At 36.1% G+C, this 23531-nt stretch carries 16 protein-coding genes and 1 tRNA gene; all 17 read right to left on the bottom strand.

Annotation, left to right across the window (positions count from 1 at the left end; translation table 11 throughout):
* Positions 1 to 30: 30 nt before the first annotated feature.
* The 17 genes from rpoB to AC5YGG_RS12500 all read right to left on the bottom strand — a co-directional run bounded on the left by rpoB (position 31) and on the right by AC5YGG_RS12500 (position 23526).
* Positions 31 to 3852, bottom strand: a complete 3822-nt coding sequence (gene rpoB / locus AC5YGG_RS12580) for a DNA-directed RNA polymerase subunit beta (RefSeq protein ID WP_496144815.1) — start codon at positions 3850 to 3852, stop codon at positions 31 to 33.
* Between the two features lie 445 nt (positions 3853 to 4297).
* The gene (locus tag AC5YGG_RS12575) at positions 4298 to 6895 is read right to left on the bottom strand and encodes a T9SS type A sorting domain-containing protein (RefSeq protein WP_496144814.1); all 2598 of its coding nucleotides are present in this window, start codon (positions 6893 to 6895) and stop codon (positions 4298 to 4300) included.
* A 34-nt stretch (positions 6896 to 6929) separates the two neighbouring features.
* Complete coding sequence (locus tag AC5YGG_RS12570) at positions 6930 to 8063, bottom strand: phage tail-like protein (RefSeq protein WP_496144813.1); 1134 nt, start codon at positions 8061 to 8063, stop codon at positions 6930 to 6932.
* A 1032-nt stretch (positions 8064 to 9095) separates the two neighbouring features.
* The gene (rplL, locus tag AC5YGG_RS12565; RefSeq protein WP_066693827.1) at positions 9096 to 9464 is read right to left on the bottom strand and encodes a 50S ribosomal protein L7/L12; all 369 of its coding nucleotides are present in this window, start codon (positions 9462 to 9464) and stop codon (positions 9096 to 9098) included.
* Positions 9465 to 9509: 45 nt separating this feature from the next.
* Positions 9510 to 10094, bottom strand: coding sequence for a 50S ribosomal protein L10 (gene rplJ, locus AC5YGG_RS12560; RefSeq protein ID WP_496144812.1), 585 nt, complete (start codon positions 10092 to 10094; stop codon positions 9510 to 9512).
* 18 nt (positions 10095 to 10112) lie between these two features.
* Positions 10113 to 10805: a 50S ribosomal protein L1 gene (rplA, locus tag AC5YGG_RS12555; RefSeq protein WP_027375532.1), complete on the bottom strand. Its 693-nt coding sequence runs from the start codon at positions 10803 to 10805 to the stop codon at positions 10113 to 10115.
* A 12-nt stretch (positions 10806 to 10817) separates the two neighbouring features.
* Positions 10818 to 11264, bottom strand: coding sequence for a 50S ribosomal protein L11 (gene rplK, locus AC5YGG_RS12550; RefSeq protein WP_496144811.1), 447 nt, complete (start codon positions 11262 to 11264; stop codon positions 10818 to 10820).
* 315 nt (positions 11265 to 11579) lie between these two features.
* Entirely contained in the window at positions 11580 to 13205 is a 1626-nt protein-coding gene (locus tag AC5YGG_RS12545) for a T9SS type A sorting domain-containing protein (protein ID WP_496144810.1), read from the bottom strand.
* A 143-nt stretch (positions 13206 to 13348) separates the two neighbouring features.
* On the bottom strand, positions 13349 to 14908 hold the full coding sequence (locus AC5YGG_RS12540) for a LuxR C-terminal-related transcriptional regulator (protein ID WP_496144809.1): 1560 nt from the start codon (positions 14906 to 14908) through the stop codon (positions 13349 to 13351).
* A gap of 156 nt (positions 14909 to 15064) precedes the next feature.
* The gene (locus tag AC5YGG_RS12535; RefSeq protein WP_496144808.1) at positions 15065 to 15733 is read right to left on the bottom strand and encodes a hypothetical protein; all 669 of its coding nucleotides are present in this window, start codon (positions 15731 to 15733) and stop codon (positions 15065 to 15067) included.
* 4 nt (positions 15734 to 15737) lie between these two features.
* Positions 15738 to 16373, bottom strand: a complete 636-nt coding sequence (locus tag AC5YGG_RS12530; RefSeq protein ID WP_496144807.1) for a hypothetical protein — start codon at positions 16371 to 16373, stop codon at positions 15738 to 15740.
* Positions 16374 to 16388: 15 nt separating this feature from the next.
* Positions 16389 to 17009, bottom strand: a complete 621-nt coding sequence (locus AC5YGG_RS12525; protein WP_496144806.1) for a hypothetical protein — start codon at positions 17007 to 17009, stop codon at positions 16389 to 16391.
* Between the two features lie 1040 nt (positions 17010 to 18049).
* Positions 18050 to 18592, bottom strand: coding sequence for a transcription termination/antitermination protein NusG (gene nusG, locus AC5YGG_RS12520; protein WP_065395256.1), 543 nt, complete (start codon positions 18590 to 18592; stop codon positions 18050 to 18052).
* Between the two features lie 18 nt (positions 18593 to 18610).
* Entirely contained in the window at positions 18611 to 18817 is a 207-nt protein-coding gene (gene secE, locus AC5YGG_RS12515) for a preprotein translocase subunit SecE (protein WP_045501119.1), read from the bottom strand.
* A 12-nt stretch (positions 18818 to 18829) separates the two neighbouring features.
* A tRNA-Trp gene (locus AC5YGG_RS12510) sits at positions 18830 to 18900 on the bottom strand.
* Between the two features lie 55 nt (positions 18901 to 18955).
* Complete coding sequence (gene tuf / locus AC5YGG_RS12505; RefSeq protein ID WP_045501120.1) at positions 18956 to 20161, bottom strand: elongation factor Tu; 1206 nt, start codon at positions 20159 to 20161, stop codon at positions 18956 to 18958.
* Positions 20162 to 20427: 266 nt separating this feature from the next.
* Positions 20428 to 23526 carry an efflux RND transporter permease subunit gene (locus AC5YGG_RS12500; protein WP_496144805.1) on the bottom strand — a complete coding sequence of 1033 codons (3099 nt, stop codon included), beginning with the start codon at positions 23524 to 23526 and terminating at the stop codon, positions 20428 to 20430.
* Positions 23527 to 23531: the final 5 nt, after the last annotated feature.

Raw genomic sequence — 23531 nt, 5'->3', positions numbered from 1 at the left:
CATTCAAAATTCAGCATTCAAAATTTAAAATTATTCCTCAAGTCTTACGTCAAGTCCAAGTCCTTGTAACTCGTGAAGTAATACGTTGAATGATTCTGGAATACCTGGTTCAGGCATAGACTCACCTTTTGCAATTGCTTCATAAGTTTTTGCTCTACCAATCACGTCATCCGACTTCACAGTCAAGATCTCTCTAAGGATGTTAGATGCACCGAATGCTTCAAGTGCCCAAACCTCCATCTCTCCGAATCTCTGACCACCGAACTGAGCTTTACCTCCTAACGGCTGCTGAGTAATCAATGAGTAAGGACCAATAGAACGTGCGTGCATCTTATCATCTACCATGTGCCCCAGTTTCAGCATGTAAATTACACCCACTGTAGCTGCCTGTGTAAATCTTTCTCCGGTACCACCATCATAAAGGTAAGTGTGACCGAATTTAGGAAGACCTGCTTTCTCAGTATACTCAGTGATCTGATCAAGGCTAGCTCCATCAAAGATTGGCGTAGCGAACTTCATTCCTAGTTTCTGACCAGCCCATCCAAGAACTGTTTCATAGATCTGTCCGATGTTCATACGAGAAGGTACCCCTAGTGGATTCAATACGATATCTACTGGTGTTCCGTCTTCAAGGAATGGCATATCTTCTTCACGAACGATTCTTGATACGATACCTTTGTTACCGTGACGTCCTGCCATTTTATCCCCTACGTTCAGTTTACGTTTCTTAGCGATGTAAACTTTAGCCAACTTCATGATACCTGCTGGAAGCTCATCTCCGATTGAAATTGCGAATTTCTCACGGTTTTTAACTCCCTGAATGTCATTATATTTGATTTTGTAATTGTGAATCAATTGTTTGATCAATTCATTCTTGTCAGCGTCTACTGTCCAGTCTGAACCGCTAACGTTTACATAATCTTCAACTGAAGTTAATAACTTGTGCGTAAACTTCACACCTTTACCGATGATCTCTTCGTCAAGGTCATTTTGTACCCCTTGAGAAGTTTTACCGCTTACCAGTGTATTTAACTTTTCAATTAAAGTGTTTCTCAAGTCATCAAACTTAGCCTTGTAAGTGTTTTCAATCTCTTCAAGTTTAAGTTTTTCTTCAGTTCTTTTCTTTTTGTCTTTAATGTTTCTAGAGAACAATTTCTTGTTGATAACAACTCCTCTTAGTGAAGAGTCAGCTTTTAATGATGCATCTTTTACATCACCAGCTTTATCACCGAAGATTGCTCTAAGAAGTTTTTCTTCAGGAGTCGGGTCAGATTCACCTTTTGGAGTAATTTTACCAATCATGATATCTCCAGGCTTCACTTCAGCACCGATTCTGATCATACCGTTCTCGTCAAGATCTTTAGTAGCTTCTTCAGATACGTTTGGAATATCAGCAGTAAGTTCTTCCATACCTAATTTAGTATCACGAACTTCTAATGAATATTCATCTACGTGGATTGAAGTAAACCAGTCTTCACGTACAACTTTTTCGTTGATTACGATAGCATCCTCGAAGTTGTACCCTTTCCAAGGCATGAACGCTACTACTAAGTTTCTACCAAGAGCTAATTCTCCTTTTTCAGTAGCATAACCGTCGCAAAGTACCTGTCCTTTCTCCACTACATCACCTACTCTTACATTTGGTCTTAGGGTAATTGTTGTACTCTGGTTAGTTTTTCTGAACTTAGTAAGCTTATATGTTTTAGTAGCAGACTCGAATTGTACTAAATCTTCGTCTTCGCTTCTTTCATATTTAATAACGATTCTGTCAGCATCTACGTACTCTACAGTACCTGTACCTTCAGCGTTAATTAAGATTCTAGAGTCTCTTGCAACCTGCTGCTCAAGCCCTGTACCTACAACCGGAGCCTGTGGCTTCAATAGAGGAACTGCCTGACGCATCATGTTAGATCCCATCAATGCACGGTTCGCATCATCATGCTCCAAGAATGGAATTAATGAAGCGGAAATACCAGAGATCTGGTTTGGTGCAACGTCGATTAAGTTAACCTGAGCTGGTTCAACTACCGGGTAGTCACCATCTAGTCTTGCAATAATTCTGTCTGTTAAGAAATCACCATTATCACTCAATTCAACGTTTGCCTGAGCAATTACTTTGTCTTCTTCGTCTTCTGCATTCAGATAAATAGGATCAGCGTTAAGATTAATCTTACCATCTTCTACTTTTCTATATGGAGTTTCAATGAAACCTAAGTTGTTGATTTTTGCATAAATACCTAAAGATGAAATCAAACCGATGTTTGGTCCTTCCGGAGTTTCAATCGGACAAATTCTTCCATAGTGAGTGTGGTGAACGTCACGAACCTCGAAACCTGCTCTTTCTCTTGATAAACCACCAGGTCCTAGTGCAGATAATCTTCTCTTGTGAGTGATCTCTGATAGAGGGTTGGTTTGGTCCATGAACTGAGATAGCTGGTTGGTACCGAAGAACGAGTTAATTACAGATGTTAAAGTCTTAGCATTAACAAGGTCAAGTGGAGTAAAGATTTCGTTATCTCTAACGTTCATTCTCTCTTTGATTGTTCTTGCAATTCTTGAAAGACCTACTCCGAACTGTCCTGCTAATTGCTCACCAACAGTTTTAATTCTTCTGTTTGATAAGTGGTCGATGTCATCCACCTCCGCTTTAGAGTTTACAAGCTCGATTAAGTGTCTTACGATAGCGATAATATCTTCTTTTGTAAGAACTTCAGTGGTAGTTGGGATGTTAAGACCTAACTTTTTGTTTAATCTGTAACGTCCTACTTCACCTAATGAATATCTCTGCTCAGAGAAGAATAATTTTTCAATGATTCCTCTTGCAGTTTCCTCATCTGGCGGATCTGCGTTTCTTAACTGACGATAGATGTACTCTACTGCTTCTTTCTCAGAGTTTGTAGGGTCTTTTTGTAATGTATTCTGGATGATAGAGAATTCATTGCTGTTTTCTTTGTGAATCAGGATAGATTTCACACCAGCATCCAGGATAAGATCTAAATGTTCTTTTTCAAGGATAGTCTCTCTGTCTAAGATGATTTCGTTTCTTTCGATAGAAACTACTTCACCTGTATCTTCGTCTACGAAGTCTTCGAACCAAGTGTTCAATACTCTCGCAGCCAATGTTCTCCCTTCCACTTTTTTAAGTGCCGCTTTAGAAACTTTTACTTCTTCAGCAAGGTCGAAGATCTGAAGGATATCCTTATCAGATTCATAACCGATAGCTCTTAATAAAGTTGTTAATGGTAACTTTTTCTTACGGTCGATATACGCGTACATTACGCTGTTGATATCGGTTGTAAATTCCATCCAAGATCCTTTGAAAGGGATAATTCTTGAATAGTAAAGTTTGGTTCCGTTAGCGTGGTAAGTCTGTCCGAAGAATACACCCGGAGATCTGTGTAACTGAGTTACGATTACACGCTCTGCTCCATTGATAATGAATGAACCAGAAGGAGTCATGTAAGGAACCGGACCTAAATATACATCCTGAACCACTGTTTGGAAATCTTCGTGTTCCGGGTCAGTATAGTACAATTTAAGTCTTGCTTTTAGAGGAACTGAATAAGTAAGTCCTCTTTCCACACACTCATCGATTGAATAACGTGGAGAATCTACCAGATAATCAAGGAATTCTAATACGAATTGGTTTCTTGAATCCGTAATTGGGAAATTCTCTTGGAAAGTCTTGTAAAGAGCTTCTGTCTTTCTGGCTTCAGGAAGTGTATCAAGCTGGAAAAATTCTCTGAAAGACTCAATTTGGATATCCAAAAAGTCTGGAGTGATGATTTTTCCTTTCGCTGATGAGAAATTAATTCTCGGATTTCCTTGAGTTGTTGATTTTGTTTTACTCATAAAACTTTTAAGAAAGGGTTAAAAAATATTTTGATTCATTTAAAAATATCAGAAAAGAACAAGAAACAAGGTAAAAGTAAAAAGGTAAAAGTGTTTTTGGCGCTCACGAAGGACCTTAGAGTCTTTTAACTTTGCACTTGGCTCTTTCTAACTGCAACACTGGTATATCTTTTCACAGCGTAATGCAAAATATTTTTCTTACTTTTGAGACGGTATTATCCATAATATCTATAAACACGAAATCCCTTCCATGCTTTTACACATGAAAGAGTTGATTTTCAGTATTTTATAAATTTATAAACAATTTTTCGCGCCAAAAGAGGTGCAAAGATACAAAAAGTTATCCACAAATACAAATAAATCATCCTCATTTTGAGGGTTTTAAAAAATATAAGGGCTGTTCATTTCTGAGCAGCCCTTATTCATATTAGGTTTTGTTATGGTTTTATTGAACGATAACCTTATAAGATTTCACTGTTGATTTTGTTTCAACCTTAATGATATAGATTCCCGTTGGCAATGAAGAGGTATCAATACCTGTACGTGCTGTAAATTTATCAGTTTTAACCACCTTTCCTTCTGATGAAAATAAAGTATAAACACCTTCTTCTGCTGATGAAACCATAAGGTTTTCACCGGCTTTCACCGGATTCGGATATACCTTAACATCATTAGCCGCTCCGGTAACATCTACAGAACCAGTAATTCTAGCGGAAGCTGTAGCAGTTTTTAGTGAACTTGCGTACGGAGAAAGCGGAGAGTTTGGAGCCCCTCTTTTTACAAGATCAGTATCTACAACAGCCTGAATACCATCTTTATCTTTATCATCAATGGTAGAAATAAAGCCGCCGCCTAATGTATCCAAATTACCTTTTCCTATCAAGTAAAGATCAAGGTCTACACCATTAGACATTACATCCAGGAAGTCAGGCTTATCATCCCCATTTGTGTTTCTGATCGTATATTTCAACACTCCGGAATCAGGATAAGTTTCAAGAATATCAGCAATACCATTTTTCCCTACCGGAATATTGCTGTCAATAATACCATTACGATCTGTATCAATCTGGTTAATTACTGAGGCAGGAATTCCTGATTCGAATAGGTCAAGAATACCGTCATTATCGGAATCCAGATCAAGGTAATTCGGAACAGAGTCACCAAGAACTGAAGTTATTACAATATTTCCTTCAGCATCATCATCCTGGAACTTTCCATTATGATCAAAATCTTCAACACTGTCAGGAATACCATCATTATCCGAATCCATATCACATGCATCCACAATACCGTCTCCATCTGTATCTAATGCCGGAGATTTGTCATTCACCGCTGTACATCCTTCTGCACAATCAGGAATACCATTACCATTATTATCTATACTGTCATCTCCTCCCGGACAACGATCAAAACAGTTCGGAACACCATCATTATCATCATCTTTGCTTGCAAAAGCATTATAGATATAATAATTCTGAGGTATACGAACCGCTGTCCCGCTATTGAATGTAATTTTCATACGGTTAAAAGGTCTTGTTGCTTTACCACCTACGTAAAATTTATTAGAATTCGTTGTAAAGAAGTTCCCGCTAATTAAACTTCCGGAGCTTGTAAAGGTATCTGTTGCCGTATTTCCATTGTATAGTGTAACTGTAATATTTTCCAGAACACTTACACCGAGAAGATTCCCTGCTTTTTCTACGGTAAATCCAGCCATTGTATTTGCAGGCAATATTGAGTTACTGCTTACGGTTGCATACGCTGAAAAAATACTGAAAACAGATGCTGCCGGCACCGTTGCTGTTGCATAATTTGAAGGGTTGTTATCTACAATTGCTTCAGGGTTGATCATTTTAGCCAAAATAAGTCCGAAAATTCCAGGTCCGGATGTCCAGCTTCCACCTGATACTAAATTTCCGGGTACTGAAGACCCACTTGTCTGAATTTTATCATCACATTCACAAGAAACCGGCTCTTCAAATGCATAGAACACTTTCATTGCACCAAAATTAAATCCTATAGTCTGAGTAATCTTAAGCCTTACTTCATTAAATGGTTTAGTGGTTGTAAGTGTTAATTTTTGTTTTCCTGAACCGTAGCCAAGAACTTTAATATTTATCAAGCCTCCTCCGTCAGACAGTTGTCTGGATTCCTGACGTTCACCAAATAAATAAGTCTCAATTGTGATATTTTTCAGGAACTCGGCACTAAATAGTTTTCCCTGATCATCCGGCTCTATTACAAATCCTGTTCTGTTTCCTGCAGGGTATATCTGGTTTTTATCCAAAACTCCTACGGAATAAGATCCTATAATCCCGATAGGAAGAACAATTTTCCCAAAAGAATTTTTATTTCCATCACCTATATTTTCTTTATTTTCAACATAAGAAAGAGGAGCAAGGAAACTACTGTCTCCAGAAATATTACCATCTACCCCGCTTCCCGCAATAATATCATCACAGATACCATTGTTCTCTGTAGGAACTTTAGCCGGATCAAATGCGAATGCATAATACACATTCATTGAACTGAATACAGAAAGAACATTGGTTTGATACAATCTCACTTCATCAAATTCTCTTGTAGTTTTAAAGTGCAGAAAGATTCTATTTTTAGTTCCTCCAAATGCAGGTACTGAAGCCAACGTAGTACTGGTTGTACTTTCCTGGAGAACTCCATTTTTATATGTACTGATTTTTAACGAATTTAAAAGAGCTACTGTGATAAAACTTGTGCCCAAATCAACATTAAATCCAGTGATATAACCTGCAGGATATGATGTATTGTTATTTTTAACAGATATCCCATTTCCACTCACAAGAGAAGCAAAATTTCCCATACTCACCTTATTATCCAGATTGGCATCTACCACTGGATTCATACTTCCGTTGTAACATGCCAAACAAATCCCTGAATTATTTACAGGTTTCGCTTCTACACCCATTCCTCTGATGGGTTCATATCCTTGCTGTGCAAAAACTACTGCTGACAATACCAATGTCATAAGCATTGCAGCTAATTTTTCGAATAATTTTCTGGTCATTTCTTTTTATTTTTAGTTTTGTGTTTATTTTTGATTAGTACATAGGGCTCCATACTTTTCCGTTACACCCTTCATGTACCCGTGTTGAAGAATTGTAGCGAATCGCTCCTTCATCTGCAGACGTACAAGAAGATGAAGGCGGATTAGTGATTCCTTTGATCTGAATGGCTGCCCCTGAAGCCGTATCTGCGGTAGGAATCATATTCACTCCGAGAATAGAATTAGCAGCATTTCCTTTATTAAAGAAGACATGGGCTTTATTAGCATAAACCGTTTGTCCTGCAAGTGCCGTTCCTGTAAACCCTATCGTCATAGCTTCTATTCCTGAAGCATTGCCTGCGGTACCAATCGCAATATTATTAGTGGATGCATTATTTCCTGTTCCAATAACAATTCCGCCACCGTTTATGTTATTATTCCCTACCGTTAAACCGGTAATTCCTGTCACAGTGTTCGAATTCCCTAGTACTAGATTATTGGCACCTGTTGCCGTATTGGAATTCCCGATTACTTTTGCTCCATTACTGGCTTTATTTGATAATCCGATAGCTACCGCCGGGTAATTTCCCTGCGCAGAAACGGTATTATCTTTTCCTAATGCAACATTGGAGGAAGTACTGTTTGCTAAAACGTTATTGGATCCCCATGTAAAAGAAGCAAAAGATCCTGTCGCAGTGTTTGCATTTCCTCCTTGTAATGTGCCGTTGATATCCAATATCGCTTTTACATTTTTTTGAGTAGCCAGAATTAAATTTTGCCCATCACTCGTTCCAAGATAATTTCCTGTAGAAATATCAGAACCTAAAGCAGCTGTAGCAGCAGTTGTTCCAGAGTTTCCTACTGTCCGCCAATTCTCATTTAAATTTCCCCATTTTGTACCATTGAAAAAATAGTATCCTGGTGTTATTACATCTACAGTTTGACCTGTTGGTCCAGATTCAGCTACAGTGACATATACAATGGCTCCTGTCTGGGCTGCTGTATAATTTTTAGCTTTAAGCTGAACTCCCGTAAGTCTTGGCGCAATAACACCATCAAGTTTGTTTGTGTCCAATGGAGAGCCTACCACATCAAGAGTAGCTTTAGGATCACTTGTTCCAATCCCTACCTGAGCATATACAGAAAGCCCAAGAGACAAAAATGCTAATGTGAATAATTTGTTTTTCATTGCTAATTGATATTTGTTGTTTTTTTGTGTGTTTTTTATTTAGGATAATTCTCTTCCTTTTTCATTTGCTTTATAAATGAAAAAGTTCATATTCCAACTTGATAATAATAAAATATAGAGAAGATTTTTATATGAAAATCGGCTGTTAGTAGCTGATTTAATGAGAATCAAGAACTATTCTTTTAATATTTTACAAATTGATCTTATCTGTTCCCAGTTATGGGTAACAGAATTAATTATCTGTTGAGCGTAGGTTTCATCAGTCTTAATAAACCAAGCACGATTACATTTTGGGTTTAATGAAAGATCATTAGCGAAAGATGAATGTATATCAGTGATTTTTGTAAATGAGTATTGCAGTCCTGGAATATAAATGGTAACAGGCACTAATTGAGTACTTAACTTTCCTATAGTCGGTAAGAGTTGTAGTAATACCAGAAAGCTATAGGAAAAAAAATAAATTCTTTCCATTTTTGTTGTGTTTTTTCTTATCACAAATATAGTATTTTTTCAATCAAAACAATATTTTAATAAGAAAAATATGTTAATTTTTATTATTATTAACAACAATTACAAAAATATTATGTTAATTAGTAAATAATAATCATCCATAAATATTTATTTAATGAAAAAATGTAATAATATATCAATACCATTAACTAAAATATCCCATAATAGAGAATTCTAAAAACAATAAAAAGCCTAAAATTTATTTAGACTTCTTATATTTAGATAGTTATAGGATTGTTTACCTTTATTTGTTAATAACTTGACAGGATTTAACTGTTGATTTTTTTACAATTTTAAACATATAAGTCTGTACATACAGGAAATTTATTTTTTCAACTAAGAATAAACTATAACGAGCTTCTTTTACTGATGAAACGATAAGATTTCCAATCCATTCAAATGGTTCGAATATCTTTCAAATAAACCTAAAAGCATCTTATCTGAATCTAAATCGGGGTAATTAGCAACAAAAAAAGCCTGAGTAATTTGCTCAGGCTTCTTATATTTATAATAAAATTGAAATTATTTCAATTCTACTTCAGCACCAGCTTCTTCTAATTGCTTCTTAAGAGCTTCAGCTTCGTCTTTAGATACACCTTGCTTTAATGGAGCAGGAGCACCGTCTACGATATCTTTAGCTTCTTTAAGACCAGCACCAGTTAAATCTTTAACTAATTTAACGATAGCTAATTTAGAAGCACCTGCAGACTTAAGAATTACATCGAATTCAGTCTTTTCTTCAGCAGCTTCACCTGCAGCTCCACCTGCAACTACTACAGCAGCAGCAGCTGGCTCAATTCCGTACTCATCCTTAAGGATAGCAGCTAATTCGTTTACGTCTTTTACAGTTAGGTTTACTAGCGTTTCAGCTAAATTTTTTAAATCTGACATTGTTGTAATGTTTTTGTTGATTATTGATTATTTTTTGAGTGTAAATTATTCAGCACTTGTTTCTTCAGTGCTTTCTGCAGCAGCTTCTGGAGCTTCAGCAGGAGTTTCTTCTACCGCAGGAGCAGCTTCTTCAGCTTTAGCTTCTACAGTTTCAGGTTTGTTTTGAAGAGCAGAAACAACTCTCTGGATTGGAGACTGAAGTAATCCGATGATTTCACCGATCATTTCTTCTCTAGACTTGATGTTAGCCAACATGTCTAGGTTGTTGTCACCAACGTAGAAAGTTTCTTGAACAAAAGCAGACTTTAAAGCTGGCTTTTCTTCTTTCTTTCTGAATCCTTGGATAAGTTTCGCAGGAGCGTTAGCTGTTTCAGCAATCATTAATGCTGAGTTTCCTTTGAAAGATGGGAACATTTCAGAGTAATCTACTCCTTCAATTTGTTCCATTGCTTTTTGTAAAAGTGTATTTTTTACAACTTTAACTTTAATATTTTGCTTGAAAGCCTGTCTTCTGAAATCTGAAGATTTACCAGCGTTCAAACCTTCTAGATCTGCTACGTATACTACTTTTGCATCCTGAAGCAAGTCTTTGATCTCTTGTATCGCTACAACTTTTTGGTCTTTTGTCATTGTCTTAAGGAATTAATATTAGTTAACAGATTTAGTATCAATTGCAATACCTGGGCTCATTGTAGAAGACAAATAGATGCTTTTTACATAAGTACCTTTAGCAGCAGTTGGCTTCATTTTGATCAATGTCTGGATAAGTTCCTGAGCATTTTCTTTGATCTTAGCAGCATCGAAAGATACTTTACCAATACCTGCATGGATGATACCATACTTGTCTACTTTGAAATCGATTTTACCAGCTTTTACTTCAGCAACAGCTTTACCGATTTCCATTGTTACAGTTCCAGATTTAGGGTTTGGCATTAGACCTCTTGGACCTAAAACTCTACCTAATGGACCTAATTTACCCATTACAGCTGGCATAGTAACGATAACGTCAACGTCTGTCCAACCTTCTTTGATTTTTTGTAAATATTCGTCAAGACCTACATAATCAGCACCAGCAGCTTTAGCTTCTGCTTCTTTATCTGGAGTTACTAAAGCCAAAACTTTAACATCTTTACCAGTACCGTGAGGAAGAGATACAACACCTCTTACCATTTGGTTTGCTTTTCTAGGGTCTACTCCTAATCTTACAGCGATATCTACTGAAGCATCAAACTTTGTAGTGTTCACTTCTTTTACAAGAGCTGAACCTTCTTCAAGGTTATAGATTCTTCCTTTTTCTACTTTGCTTAAAGCTTCCTTTTGCTTTTTAGTCAATTTTGCCATTTCTAAATAGTTTTAAGCGTTAAAAGTTGGTTTAGCTCCTGTTACTCTTAATCCCATAGATCTAGCAGTACCTGCAACCATAGAAACTGCAGAGTCCATTGTGAAACAGTTAAGATCCGCCATTTTATCTTCAGCGATTTTCTTTACTTGTTCCCAAGTTACAGAACCTACTTTGTTTCTGTTTGGTTCACCAGAACCTCCCTTGACTTTAGCTGCATCCATTAATTGGATTGCTGCAGGTGGAGTTTTAATAACGAATTCAAAAGATTTGTCTTCGTATACTGTAATTACTACAGGTAAAACTTGCCCTGGCTTATCTTGGGTTCTTCCGTTAAATTGCTTACAAAACTCCATGATGTTCACACCTGCAGAACCTAATGCCGGACCTACTGGTGGAGAAGGGTTAGCTGCGCCACCTTTCACCTGAAGCTTTACCATTTTAAAGACTTTCTTAGCCATTGTTTGTTTTTTAAATTTGAATAATTAATGAGTTTGGAAGCATTTATTATTCAGCAGGTTATCTTACTCACCTATGATAAGCCTACTTTTTGGACTGCAAAAGTATAAAATATTTTTGAAACTACAAACGGATAACGCTGATTTTTAAAAAGTTTTATGTTTTTTTTCTAAAAATCATTTTTTAAATTATTGAATTATAAGCTTCAATATTAAGAAAATCAAATTGAAGACAATCTTATACTTATAATAAAGAAAAAGAAGAACCTCTATCCGTTCTTCTTTCTCAATTGATACAAACTTATTACTATTGATGAATTATTTTTTAATAAATTTTATTCCTTCCTGAATTTCTTTTATTTTTAAAATATAAGCTCCCTTTATAAGATCGGTTACTTCTATTTCTCCACGTACCATAGATCCTGATTTCACCAATTGTCCTGTAACATTATAAATAGTAAAAGTCTGATCTTTCACTCCCTCTATATGAATAGAATTTACAGCTGGATTTGGATATAATCTAATCACAGGCTTTTCAGTTGAAATATCATGAGTTCCCATAGTTCCTTCCGGGAATACTAAATTTTGTGCATATACCGATAAAGTATTGTCTGTAGCTTTTTTTTCCTGAAACACCACCACACTTTGTCCGTTTACAGGTTTTAAAACAGTGGTATATGCCTTAGATGCCTGAAAAGTAGCTACAGGAAGATATTGCTGCGTCCACGCAAAATTTCCATTATCATTCAGTAATACAGCATTAAGAGAAACATTAAGTGCAGTTCCTTCTTTTTTCTGTACCATAAAATATGGGTTTCCATCTACCAGTTGAAGATCACTGTAATGATACATAGAAGTAGCATTCACCGGAAAAACCTGTTTAGCTTGATCTGTTAAAAGCCTTGCTCCTGTAATCTTATCAAATTTTTGTACAAATTCTCCATTTTCACCTTGTGAGGAAGAGCTATAGTTTGCAATAGACCATATATATTTTGATCCGGGCTTAAAAGCAATTTTCATATCCTTTTCGAAATAGGTCTGATTGGTATCAAAGTCCACTCCGGCAAGTCCCCATGGAAGACTACCGTCTGTATTTACTCTCTGAAGATATCCGTCAAATCTCAAATTTTCTCCGGTACTGTATCCGTAATACACCACATTTCCATCTACAGCTCCGGTATACTTTGCGTTGTATGCTGTAGTTTTAGGAGCAATCTGTTTTGCACTGTCCCACATTTTCACTCCATCTTTTAAACCTATTTTCTGAGCAAACAGATAGCTTGTAGTCCCAAAAGATATTTGTTTATGAAAGATAATTTCACATTCTTCATTGGGAAGTTCAAATAAATCTGCCGGAAGAGTATTTTTATTATTATCATCGGAAATAATCTGAGCAGGACTTGCCCATATAGGCTGTCCGGAAGGGTTATACCTTTGTATTCTGGTATATTTTTGGCTAGGCGGGAAATATGCTACAGCTATATCACCCCCTGATAACGGTAAAATAGTTGGTAAATAAGCTTCTCCCAAACTAATCCCATTCGGCCATGCTGAAGTACCTTGTGGTGTAATTTTGAAAACATATCCCGGTGTTCCGGTACCTGTGCCCGTGACACCTATATAGAGATTCTTGGAAGCATCTACTGCTGTCTTTTCAACCACCGTATAAGATCCCATCGGAATCTGATCACTTACTTTGATTCCTGCAGGACCAAATTGTTTATTTCCATTTCTATCCAAAAGCTGGACCCACAACTCAAAGTTTACCGGAGCCGGTACACTTTTCCAATATCCAATATAAGTTTCCCCGTCATTTGTATTAGCTGCAAAGGAAGAACCATTGGGAGAGGCTACCAAGAGATTCTGATCAAGAGCAGAGTTCCATTGTGCTTTTACCATAAAGCCTATTGAAAGACCCATCAAAAGAGTAAGTAATTTTTTCATAGCGGTATTGTTTTAAATTGGGAACAAAGGAATACAATGTCATTTAATCATATTCAAAATCCCACACACAATTACCACTTATCAGTAGAAACATACCACATCATTACCACCTACCAAATTATAACAATCTATAAATAAAACAATTACAATTCATTCAAATATTGAGCAAGATCTTCTTTGGTATTCGTAAGGTTCATTTTTTTTCTAAGGCGTGTCCTTGAGTTCTCGATGGTTTTGGGAGTAACATTTAAAAGATTAGAAATCTCTTTTGTGGATAATTTAAGTTTCAGCATCGCTGCCAGACGTTTATCATAATTGGTAAGCCCCGGATGTTTCCTATCCAAATTTTCATAAAAAGATTCATGGATATTCAGGAAATGATATTCAAAATCTCCCCAGGAATCATGTTTCGTGTTCAGCTTAATTTCATTGATAATTTTTGACACTTCATCAATCTCACTATCTTTGAGCTTAGATTTCAATATATTTATCTGCTCCAAAAGAGATTTAAATATTTCTTCGATCTTGGATTGCTCCATAGATTTATAGACAAGCATTTTCTCTTTCATCTGATTATCTATTTCCAGCTGTTTTTCTCTGTTTTCAATCAGCTTTTTCTCCAGACGAAGCTTTTCTGCTTTATTTCTGAAGTTGATCAACAAAAGAATGCTGATAATTACAATTAACAGAAGGATTATAACCATCACTACATACAGCATATTTCTTCTGTCCTGTTCTATCTTGTCTAATCTTTTCTGGAGTTCGTAATCGTGCTGCACTTTTAATCGTTCTACATTCACTGCTTTTTCTTCTACATTCAACAGCTCGCGAATAGAATCATATTTTGTAAAGGTTTCAGTAGAAAGTTTATAGTCTTTATTTAATTGGTATGCTTTATATAAAGTTCTCAGATAATTTGTATTATCAAAGCTCACAGTGCTTGCAACAACATATTTCCCAATATTTTGGGCATAAGACAAAGCTTTAATTGGGTTTTGGGTTTCGATATAAAAATTGGCAAGGTTATAATTAACCTGATAGTTCGATTTATTGTCATCAATATGATTATCTTTAAGAATATTCGCAGCTTCAACTAAATAGTTTTCAGCTTTTATATTATTTCCTTCGAGAAAATTAAGCTTACCAAAGTTCGAAAACACAAATGCTTTTAAAACGGGATCATTATAGGTTTCAAAAGAAGACAGCCCTTTTTCAAAATAATATCTTGAAGAGTCAAGTTTTGATAATACCAGATAAGCATTTCCTAAATTATTGAATGCTTTGATAGTTTCTTTTTGTTTTTTTTGTTTCTGATAAAAGGTAAGAAGCTTTTTATAATAAGTCACTGCCCGTTTGGTATCATTAAGCTGGGAATAAGTATAAGCGAAAATGGCGTCTATTTTTGCAGTTTTTTCCTCATCCTTATCCAAAAACAGATGATGAGCTTTAGCAGAATAATCCAATGCAAGATCAAAGTAATTGATATCGCTGTAAATTTTAGCGACTTCTATATAAAAATCTCCTAAATCTTTTTCTGATACCTTCTTACCTGCCTGCTGTATATTGAATTCCGCCTTCTTCCAATCTTTGAATTTCAGTTCATTGGCAGTATTTATATATTGTTCATATTCTTTCTTATCCTGTCCGAAGCAGAATACCACAGAAAATAAAAACAGTAATGCAGAAGGTATATGTTTTCCCATTTCAATAAAATTCCATATAAAAGTATAAAATCATTTGACAAAACAGCAAGTAATATTGATATATACCTTACAAATTAATAAAATAGTTCACATAAAAAAACCAGACTATTTTTCAATAGCCCGGCTTTTTCTTTATACTTGTTTTGTGTTTTCTGTTTAAAAACCAGATGGTTTATTAATGGTCTGTGTAGAACCATCATTACCTCCAAGATCCGCATTAATATCGTTAATATTATGCTTTGTGATCAGCCTTTTATATGCCATCAGGTAAAGATCAACCGTAAAGTTGTTAAAAGTTCGTGATGGACCTGTTGAAGTATTGGCGATAATCCTGCTATCTGTAAATTTAGCTTTGATATGCCACGTCCCATTACTTTTGAATGCTACGACATCCGGAGATCCCTGCATATTATCATTGATTCCGTTATCTCCATAATCAAGCATTACATTGGTATTACCATTATTCAGTTTGAAAGAATAGTTATGTAATACAACAAGGAAGTTATTAGCATCAATTTTTGTATCGTAATCAGTAATTCCTTCTCCCGATACTCCAGTTAATGTTAATTTCAAATAATTAAACAATCCACTGCTTTCAAGATTCGGATCATATAATTGTAAGCCATTTTCTGATGTTGCCAAGAAGCTACCTCCCGTCATCGTTGGTTCACCCGGATTTCTAAGGTATAAAGAGTTCGTATATGTTTTACCGTTTACATCAAGTGTCTCTGCAGGTTTATCTGTCTTGATACCTACTTTTCCGACCTGGGCATTTAAAAATAAACCAAGCCCCATTATCAGTGTAATATAAATTTTTCTTCTCATATTTTTATTGAAGCCCTAGCGGCGTATTAGTTGATACTCCCGAAAATGAAGGTGCAGAAACTGAACCATTAAATGTACCCCAATCTTTAACCAATGATTTTTCAAAAACATTTAGAGTAATTGTCCAGGTTCCGTTTTGTGAAGACACAGTACCAGATCCCTTAAAACTTAAATTGATAGCCTGGTAATTTTTTCCATTTTTCACTACTTTGGTTACTTCTGTAGAGTAAGCTCCGTATAATCTTGAAGTAGCAGTAGTAGTTGCAGAAACTGCATTTGAAAAAACAGCACCAGTAATTGATACAACATATTTATCAGCATCCAGCCCTGTATTCAGATTGATCACTTCATCCTGTTTTACATTATTCAAAACAACGGTATACACATTTACCGGAGCTACATTACGAAGCGTAATATCTAATAATTTAACTTTTCCTACCGGTGAGCTATCTTTTGAACGGGTAAGTAATAAATAATTTCCCTTTGCAGTTGTATTTTCAGTATCCACTAAATAAGATTCAACCAAAGTTTCTCCTTCAACATCTAAAGTTCCTTTGGGATTAGGGGTATTAATTCCAACCTGAGCTTTTAATCCTAAAGAAGCTGCAGCCACAAAGAATAATGCGATAATTTTTTTCATTATATATTATGTTTTTTATTGAATTAAAGGAGCTGCAGCAGCACCTGTCGTAGAAGCTTTCATATCTTGAGTAGAATTAACTTCTTTGGCATATGATCTATCGTAGACCAATAAATTAAGAGTCCATTCTCCGGTAGGCAATGTTGATGTTGGAGAGAAGCCTTCATAATCGGCTTTCAGTTTCCATGTTCCTCCTGAAGCATACGCAAATATCTGAGGTACCGGAGTCAACCAGTTAGCTGTATTAGTTCTTACAGGCTGTGTAAATCCAAATGAAGAAATTACAACAAGGAACTTTTGGGAATTGATCTTAGTATCAAATTGATTTACCCAATCTTTATCTGCAGGATCACAAGCAATTTTAAACTGAATAATGTTAATAGGAGCTGGTGAATTAGGCACGAATGAATCATTATACGCTGTAATTTTATTCTCAGGTGCCGGAGATTTGATAATGAAAGTATAGTTTTCACTAGCACCGAGTTTTTCCATTGGCTTTTTGAAAACCATTCCTGAAGTTTTCATTGTACCATTAACCGTAAGCTCTTTTTCTGGTTTTGCGGTATTTATGCCAACTTGAGCACTCATGAATACTGCGGTACTCATTAAAAGAATAGTCGAAATAATTTTTGTCATTGTGTAGTGTGTTTAATTTTAACGTTTCTATTAAAACATCATGTTTAAATTTAAAAACGCAAGAGTCTTCAATACATATGCTGAGCAATGTACCAAGTTAGAAATAGAAAGTTTTATGGGTTAATTACCGAGTAAGTTGCAATAAGCATGCCATATAGTGGAAAGGAATGTCCAAAAAAGCCCATAAACAAAGGAAAATCTTGCTTTATCTCTGTCCCGTGATTAATAAATTTCTGCTATCCCTTTGTGGAAGCGCTACACTTTAGCTTAGTTTTTAAACTTTCAACAAAAAAATAATCGAAAATTTATTAAAAATTAAAAAAAGAAATAAAAACTCACCTGCTTTTTTTATAATAAATAATTATTGCACAAAAAACAGACTTCTTAATCTATTAAACCAAATGTATATGAATGTAAGTAACATCTGCAACGATCTCAAAAGCTGAGGATAATATTGTATAGCGCAAAAGTTGTGGGGCTTAGAATATTAGATCAGTTTAATTTTAAAATTTAACGCAAAGGATTTCTATTATCTGGTGTTGTATTTTAGGAAGCAAAGCTTGAATCAATTTCATTGATTCTTTCTAAGCGTACGCATATCTACATCGCTTCATCAGCGACTTTTGTCACTTTCTTAGCTCCCTTATCAATAATCAATTCCATCATGTCTTTGCGTTTATAGAAAATTTAAGTATAAAGCTTAGAGGAGTAAAAAGATAATTTGTTTTTTCTTCAGATTAACTAAACTTTTACTTAGTCCACAACTTTTGCACCTGATCCCTTAGTTTCCTAAAGTAAAATATTTGAATCATCTTCCTTTACGATTGGAGACATGCTGTTTCCAACAAAAAGTATAGATAAATTGAGAGGAGTTTAATTAAAAGAAATCATAATAAACTTAGGTGATGAAATGACATAGATTGCAATGAAATGGGCGTGTAAAGAGTATAGATATATAGATCAGAATTTATTTCCATCTTATTCTATAAAAACAAAAAAGACCGCTTAGATAGCAGTCTTTTATATTTTATAAGTATTGATTATACTTTTTCTACTTGCATATAGCTTAGTTCCATTGGAGTCTTTCTACCGAAGATTAATACAGAAACTTCAATTTTCTTTTTATCTTCAAGAATTTTCTCAACTGTACCATTGAATCCGTTGAAAGGACCATCGATCACTTTTACGTTTTCACCTACTACATATGGAATCTCAACATCGCTTGCAAATTCTGAAAGTTCATCCATTCTTCCAAGCATTCTGTTAACCTCTGATTTTCTCATTGGAACAGGATCTCCACCTTTTGTTAAACTTAAGAAAGAAATAACACCAGGGATGTTTTTGATAACGTGAGGAATCTCTCCCATCAGTTCAGCTTCAATCATTAAGTATCCAGGATAGTAAGGTCTTTCTTTAGGAACTTTTTTACCGTTTCTAATTTGGATAACCTTTTCCATAGGAATAACCACTTGAGTAACGTACTGTTCAAACCCTAGACGTTTGATTTCTGTCTCAATATAGTTTTTCACTTTATTTTCCTGTCCGCTGATAGCTTTCAGCACATACCATTTCAATTCGCTCATTTTGGGAAAATACTTTAATTAATTGAACAAGTTGATTAGCATACCGATGATGTTGCTGATTGATTTAGAAAACAATTCATCAACTCCAAATGTAAACAATGCCAGAATCACTGTCGCAATAGTCACTACAATAGTAGACGACTGAAGGTCAGCCCATTTCGGCCATTCAACTTTATGTCTGAATTCGTTATAAGAACCTTTTAAAAAATCGACAAATGAACTCATAATTTATATTTGCACGGGCACAAGGATTCGAACCCTGATCAACGGTTTTGGAGACCGGTATCCTACCATTGGACGATGCCCGTAGTTAAGAAAGCTTCCGATTGTTTCCTTTCGGAAGCTTAATTTATTTTAAGATGATTAGTCTAAGATTTCAGTAACCTGACCTGAACCAACTGTTCTACCACCTTCTCTGATCGCGAATCTAAGACCCTCGTTAAGAGCGATTGGTTGTAACAATTCTACAGTGATCTCTAAGTTATCACCAGGCATTACCATTTCTACACCTTCTGGTAAGAAGATCTCACCTGTAACGTCAGTAGTTCTTACGTAGAACTGAGGACGGTACTTGTTGTGGAATGGAGTGTGACGTCCACCTTCTTCTTTAGAAAGGATATAAACAGATGCTTTGAATTTTTTGTGTGGCTTTACAGAATCTTTCTTAGCGATTACCATACCTCTCTTGATGTCAGTTTTTTCAATACCTCTCAACAATAGACCTACGTTATCACCAGCTTCACCTCTGTCTAGGATTTTTCTGAACATCTCAACTCCTGTAATAGTAGAAGTTAATTTTTCTTCACCCATACCAACGATATCAACTGGATCTCCAGTGTTGATTACACCAGCCTCGATTCTACCAGTTGCTACAGTACCTCTACCTGTAATAGAGAATACGTCTTCGATTGGCATCAAGAATGGCTTATCAGTATCTCTTACTGGCTCGTCGATCCACTCATCAACAGCATCCATAAGAGCTTCAACAGTTTTGAACCACTTATCTTCTGAGTCACCGTTAGTAGCTGCAGTAAGTGCTCCAAGAGCTGAACCTTGGATTACTGGAGAGTTATCTCCATCAAAGTCATAAGTAGCTAATAGATCTCTAAGTTCCATTTCAACAAGCTCTAACAATTCTGGATCATCCACCATGTCAACTTTGTTCATGAAAACAACGATCTTAGGTACGTTTACCTGACGGCAAAGTAGGATATGTTCTCTAGTTTGAGGCATTGGACCATCAGTTGCAGCACATACTACGATAGCTCCATCCATCTGAGCAGCACCAGTTACCATGTTCTTAACATAGTCGGCGTGACCTGGACAGTCAACGTGAGCATAGTGTCTTTTTACAGTTTCATACTCGATGTGAGCAGTATTGATAGTGATCCCTCTTTCTTTTTCTTCTGGAGCAGAGTCAATTGAAGAGAAGTCTTTTTTCTCAGCAAGACCTTTGCTAGCTAATACAGCAGAAATAGCAGCTGTAAGAGTAGTTTTACCATGGTCAACGTGACCAATAGTACCAATGTTCAAGTGTGGTTTGTTACGATTAAACGTTTCCTTTGCCATGATTTAAAATTATTTATTTATTGTTTTTCAAATTTTCGGTGTGCAAATATAATGAATTTTTAAATACCAAAAACTTTTTATTCAAAAAACTTTCAATATTCTCATCCGATGAAGGACAAACCTTATATTTCGATGCATTGAGACTGCAAATTTACACATTTTTCCGGATTGAAAAAATCTTTCTGGAACCTTTTACAGCCTGTTTTACAGAAAAGCCTGAAATACAGAATATTCCAGGCTCAATTATTATATAAATGAAAGATAAATCAGCTATGACGGAGCTTTCTGGTTCTATTAAAGATCCAGAAAATAATTGGAAAAATAAGCAGAGTAAGCACTGTTGCCGTGATCAGTCCTCCAATAATTACAATTGCCAATGGCTTTTGAGATTCGGAACCGATTCCTGTAGACAAAGCTGCCGGCATTAATCCGATAGATGCCATCAGAGCGGTCATGATCACTGGTCTCGTTCTTGATTTTACCCCATTGAGAATTGCCGTATCAATATCCATCCCATCTTTTACATTCTGATGGAATTCTGTAATAAGGATTACCCCATTCTGTATACAAATTCCTAAAAGGGCGATCATTCCTACTCCTGCAGAGATTCCGAAATTCATTCCTGTGACATGAAGCGCAATAATTCCTCCGATCAATGCGAAAGGAACGTTTGCTAATACAAGAAGTGAGTCTTTCATATTCCCAAAAAGGATAAATAACAGGAAAAATATCATCAGAATACTCACCGGAACTACTTGCGCCAATCTGTGTGAAGCACGCTGCTGGTTTTCAAACTGCCCTGTCCATCCTACGGAATAGCCGTCCGGAAGCTCAATAGTTTCCACTTTTTTTTGTGCATCGGCAATAGTACTTCCCAAATCTCTGTCACGGATAGAGAATTTTACTCCGATATATCTTTTGATATTATCCCTGTAAATAAATGCCGCACCGTTATCTTTAACGATATTACTGATCTCTTTTAATGGAATTTTTGCTCCATCCTGAGTAGGAACCATCAGCGAGGCAATATCATTTTCATCTTTCCTGTATTCTTCGGAATAACGAAGACGGATCGGGAATTTTCTTTCACCATCAAACATTTCTGAAGCGGTTTTCCCTCCAAATGCCATTTCCAGAACGGCTTGTGCATCGGCAGGCATTACTCCGTAAGCAGCCATCTTATCTCTGTCTAATACTACACTTACCTCTGGCTGACCAATATTTTTAATGATGCCCGGATCTTTTACCCCGTCTACATCTTTAATTTTTGCCAACATCTCGTGAGCCAGTTTATCAAGGGTTTCCAGATTATCACCATATATTTTGATTCCGTTTTCTGCTTTAAATCCTGCTACAGCTTCTGCCACGTTATCAGAAATAGGCTGAGAATAGTTGAAAGTGATTCCCTGATAATTTCTAAGCTTATGATCTATCTCATTAATTAATTCTTCATAAGTTATTTTTCGTTTCCAATCTTCTCTTGGTTTAAGATTCACGGCAAACTGTACAAAACCGAATCCATTCGGGTCTGTTCCGTCATTACTTCTTCCCGTTTGTGCTAATACATCGGTTACTTCTGAGAAACTCATAATATCTTTCTTAAGAAGATTGGCTGTCTTCAATGATTCTTTTAATGATGAGCTCATCGGCATTTCAGCTGTGATCCAAAGGGAACCTTCGTTAAGCTGTGGTAAAAATTCTGTTCCAAGAAACTTTCCTGAGAATAAGGTAACGGCTAAAAATGAAATGGCAACAATCATACTCATTTTTTTGTGTTTGAATGTAATATTGAAACCTTTCAGTACAATTCTATCCCAAAAATTAACAAACGGATTGCTCTTTTCTTTCACATTTTTATTTAAAAGGAGATGAGAAAGTACAGGAACAAGTGTTAAAGTGAATATTAAAGCTCCTATCAATGCAAATCCTAATGTAAATGCCAGAGGCGAAAACATTTTACCTTCCACTTTCTGAAATGAGAAGATTGGAATCAAAGAGGTAATGATAATTAACTTTGAAAAGAAGATGGCTTTTCCAAGTCCGGTTCCGGTTTGCTTGATCCAGCCTCCTTTTGCCAGCTTATTGAATTTCTCCATTCCATATTTATGTGCTTTATTGTCTAGCATTACAAAGAGTCCTTCCACCATGACGACGGCTCCGTCAATGATAATCCCGAAGTCTACAGCTCCCAGGGAAAGGAGATTGGCGCTCATGCCGGCAAGTTTTAAACATAGAAAGGCAAATAATAAGGATAGAGGAATGATGATGGAAACAATTAAAGTTGTTCTCCAATCTGCCATAAAGATCAAAACGATTACCGTTACTAATATAATTCCTTCAATAAGATTATGCATCACCGTGTGAGTGGTAAAGTCCATCAGGTTATCCCTGTCATAGAAAGTCACCATTTTTACATCTTTCGGAAGGACTTTCTCGTTAAGCTCTTTGATTTTTGCTTTTACGCCAACCAAAACTTCCCTTGGATTCTCTCCTTTTCTCATTACAACAATTCCTTCTACGGTATCGTCATGATTATTCAGGGCTGCCTGCCCCACTCTGGGCATGGAACTTTCGTGAACTTCAGCTACATTTTTAACTAAAACAGGATTTCCGCTATCATTCTGAATGGTAATATTTCCAATATCTGTAACGGATTTTACCAAACCTATTCCTCTTACCACGTACGCCTGTCCGTTCTTTTCAATAACATCTCCACCTACATTAAGGTTGCTCTTCGTAACGGCATCATATACCTGTAGCGGTGTAAGATTGTATTTATCCAATGCTCTTGGATCAATACTTAACTCAAATACTTTATCCTGCCCACCGAAAACGTTAATATCAGCGACTCCCGGAACACCTCTTAACGCCCGGTCTATCACCCAATTTTGTAAGGTAAGCAGCTTACGGGAATCTTTTGTTTTACTTTCCAGCGTATATCTGAAAATTTCTCCGGTTGGCCCGTAGGGTGGCTGTACTTCAGGATCTACCTCATCAGGAAGGCTAATGGTTCTTAATTGGTTATTGACCTGATTTCTGGCAAAAGTATCATCCACCCCGTCGTCAAACAGAATTTTCACAATGGAAAGCCCAAACATAGTGGTACTCCTCACGCTGGTTTTCTTCTGAACCGGGCTCATCGCCAATTCTATGGGGGTAGTAACAAAACGTTCTACTTCTTCTGCACTACGCCCATTCCATTGGGTAATGATTACAATCTGGGTGTTCGTTACATCCGGAAAAGCTTCAATGGGCATGTTCTTGAAACTTATAAAACCGGCAATGGCTAAAATTGCCACCCAGATAAAGGTAAATGCTTTATTCTTTAATGAAAAAGCGATTATATTTTTAATGAATTTATTCATGATAG

The organism is Chryseobacterium sp. CS2K3 (assembly GCF_059515185.1).
The sequence above is the reverse complement of the archived record's forward strand: the minus strand, read 5'-3'. Positions and strand labels throughout refer to the sequence as shown.

Coding starts and splice junctions, on each gene's coding strand:
- AC5YGG_RS12530 (WP_496144807.1), bottom strand. CDS start 16,373: ATGAAAAAAATTATCGCATTATTCTTTGTGGCTGCAGCTTCTTTAGGA.
- AC5YGG_RS12545 (WP_496144810.1), bottom strand. CDS start 13,205: ATGAAAAAATTACTTACTCTTTTGATGGGTCTTTCAATAGGCTTTATG.
- secE (WP_045501119.1), bottom strand. CDS start 18,817: ATGAGTTCATTTGTCGATTTTTTAAAAGGTTCTTATAACGAATTCAGA.
- rplA (WP_027375532.1), bottom strand. CDS start 10,805: ATGGCAAAATTGACTAAAAAGCAAAAGGAAGCTTTAAGCAAAGTAGAA.
- nusG (WP_065395256.1), bottom strand. CDS start 18,592: ATGAGCGAATTGAAATGGTATGTGCTGAAAGCTATCAGCGGACAGGAA.
- AC5YGG_RS12500 (WP_496144805.1), bottom strand. CDS start 23,526: ATGAATAAATTCATTAAAAATATAATCGCTTTTTCATTAAAGAATAAA.
- tuf (WP_045501120.1), bottom strand. CDS start 20,161: ATGGCAAAGGAAACGTTTAATCGTAACAAACCACACTTGAACATTGGT.
- rplK (WP_496144811.1), bottom strand. CDS start 11,264: ATGGCTAAGAAAGTCTTTAAAATGGTAAAGCTTCAGGTGAAAGGTGGC.
- AC5YGG_RS12570 (WP_496144813.1), bottom strand. CDS start 8,063: ATGAAAAACAAATTATTCACATTAGCATTTTTGTCTCTTGGGCTTTCT.
- AC5YGG_RS12540 (WP_496144809.1), bottom strand. CDS start 14,908: ATGGGAAAACATATACCTTCTGCATTACTGTTTTTATTTTCTGTGGTA.
- AC5YGG_RS12535 (WP_496144808.1), bottom strand. CDS start 15,733: ATGAGAAGAAAAATTTATATTACACTGATAATGGGGCTTGGTTTATTT.
- rplJ (WP_496144812.1), bottom strand. CDS start 10,094: ATGACAAAAGACCAAAAAGTTGTAGCGATACAAGAGATCAAAGACTTG.
- AC5YGG_RS12575 (WP_496144814.1), bottom strand. CDS start 6,895: ATGACCAGAAAATTATTCGAAAAATTAGCTGCAATGCTTATGACATTG.
- rplL (WP_066693827.1), bottom strand. CDS start 9,464: ATGTCAGATTTAAAAAATTTAGCTGAAACGCTAGTAAACCTAACTGTA.
- AC5YGG_RS12525 (WP_496144806.1), bottom strand. CDS start 17,009: ATGACAAAAATTATTTCGACTATTCTTTTAATGAGTACCGCAGTATTC.
- rpoB (WP_496144815.1), bottom strand. CDS start 3,852: ATGAGTAAAACAAAATCAACAACTCAAGGAAATCCGAGAATTAATTTC.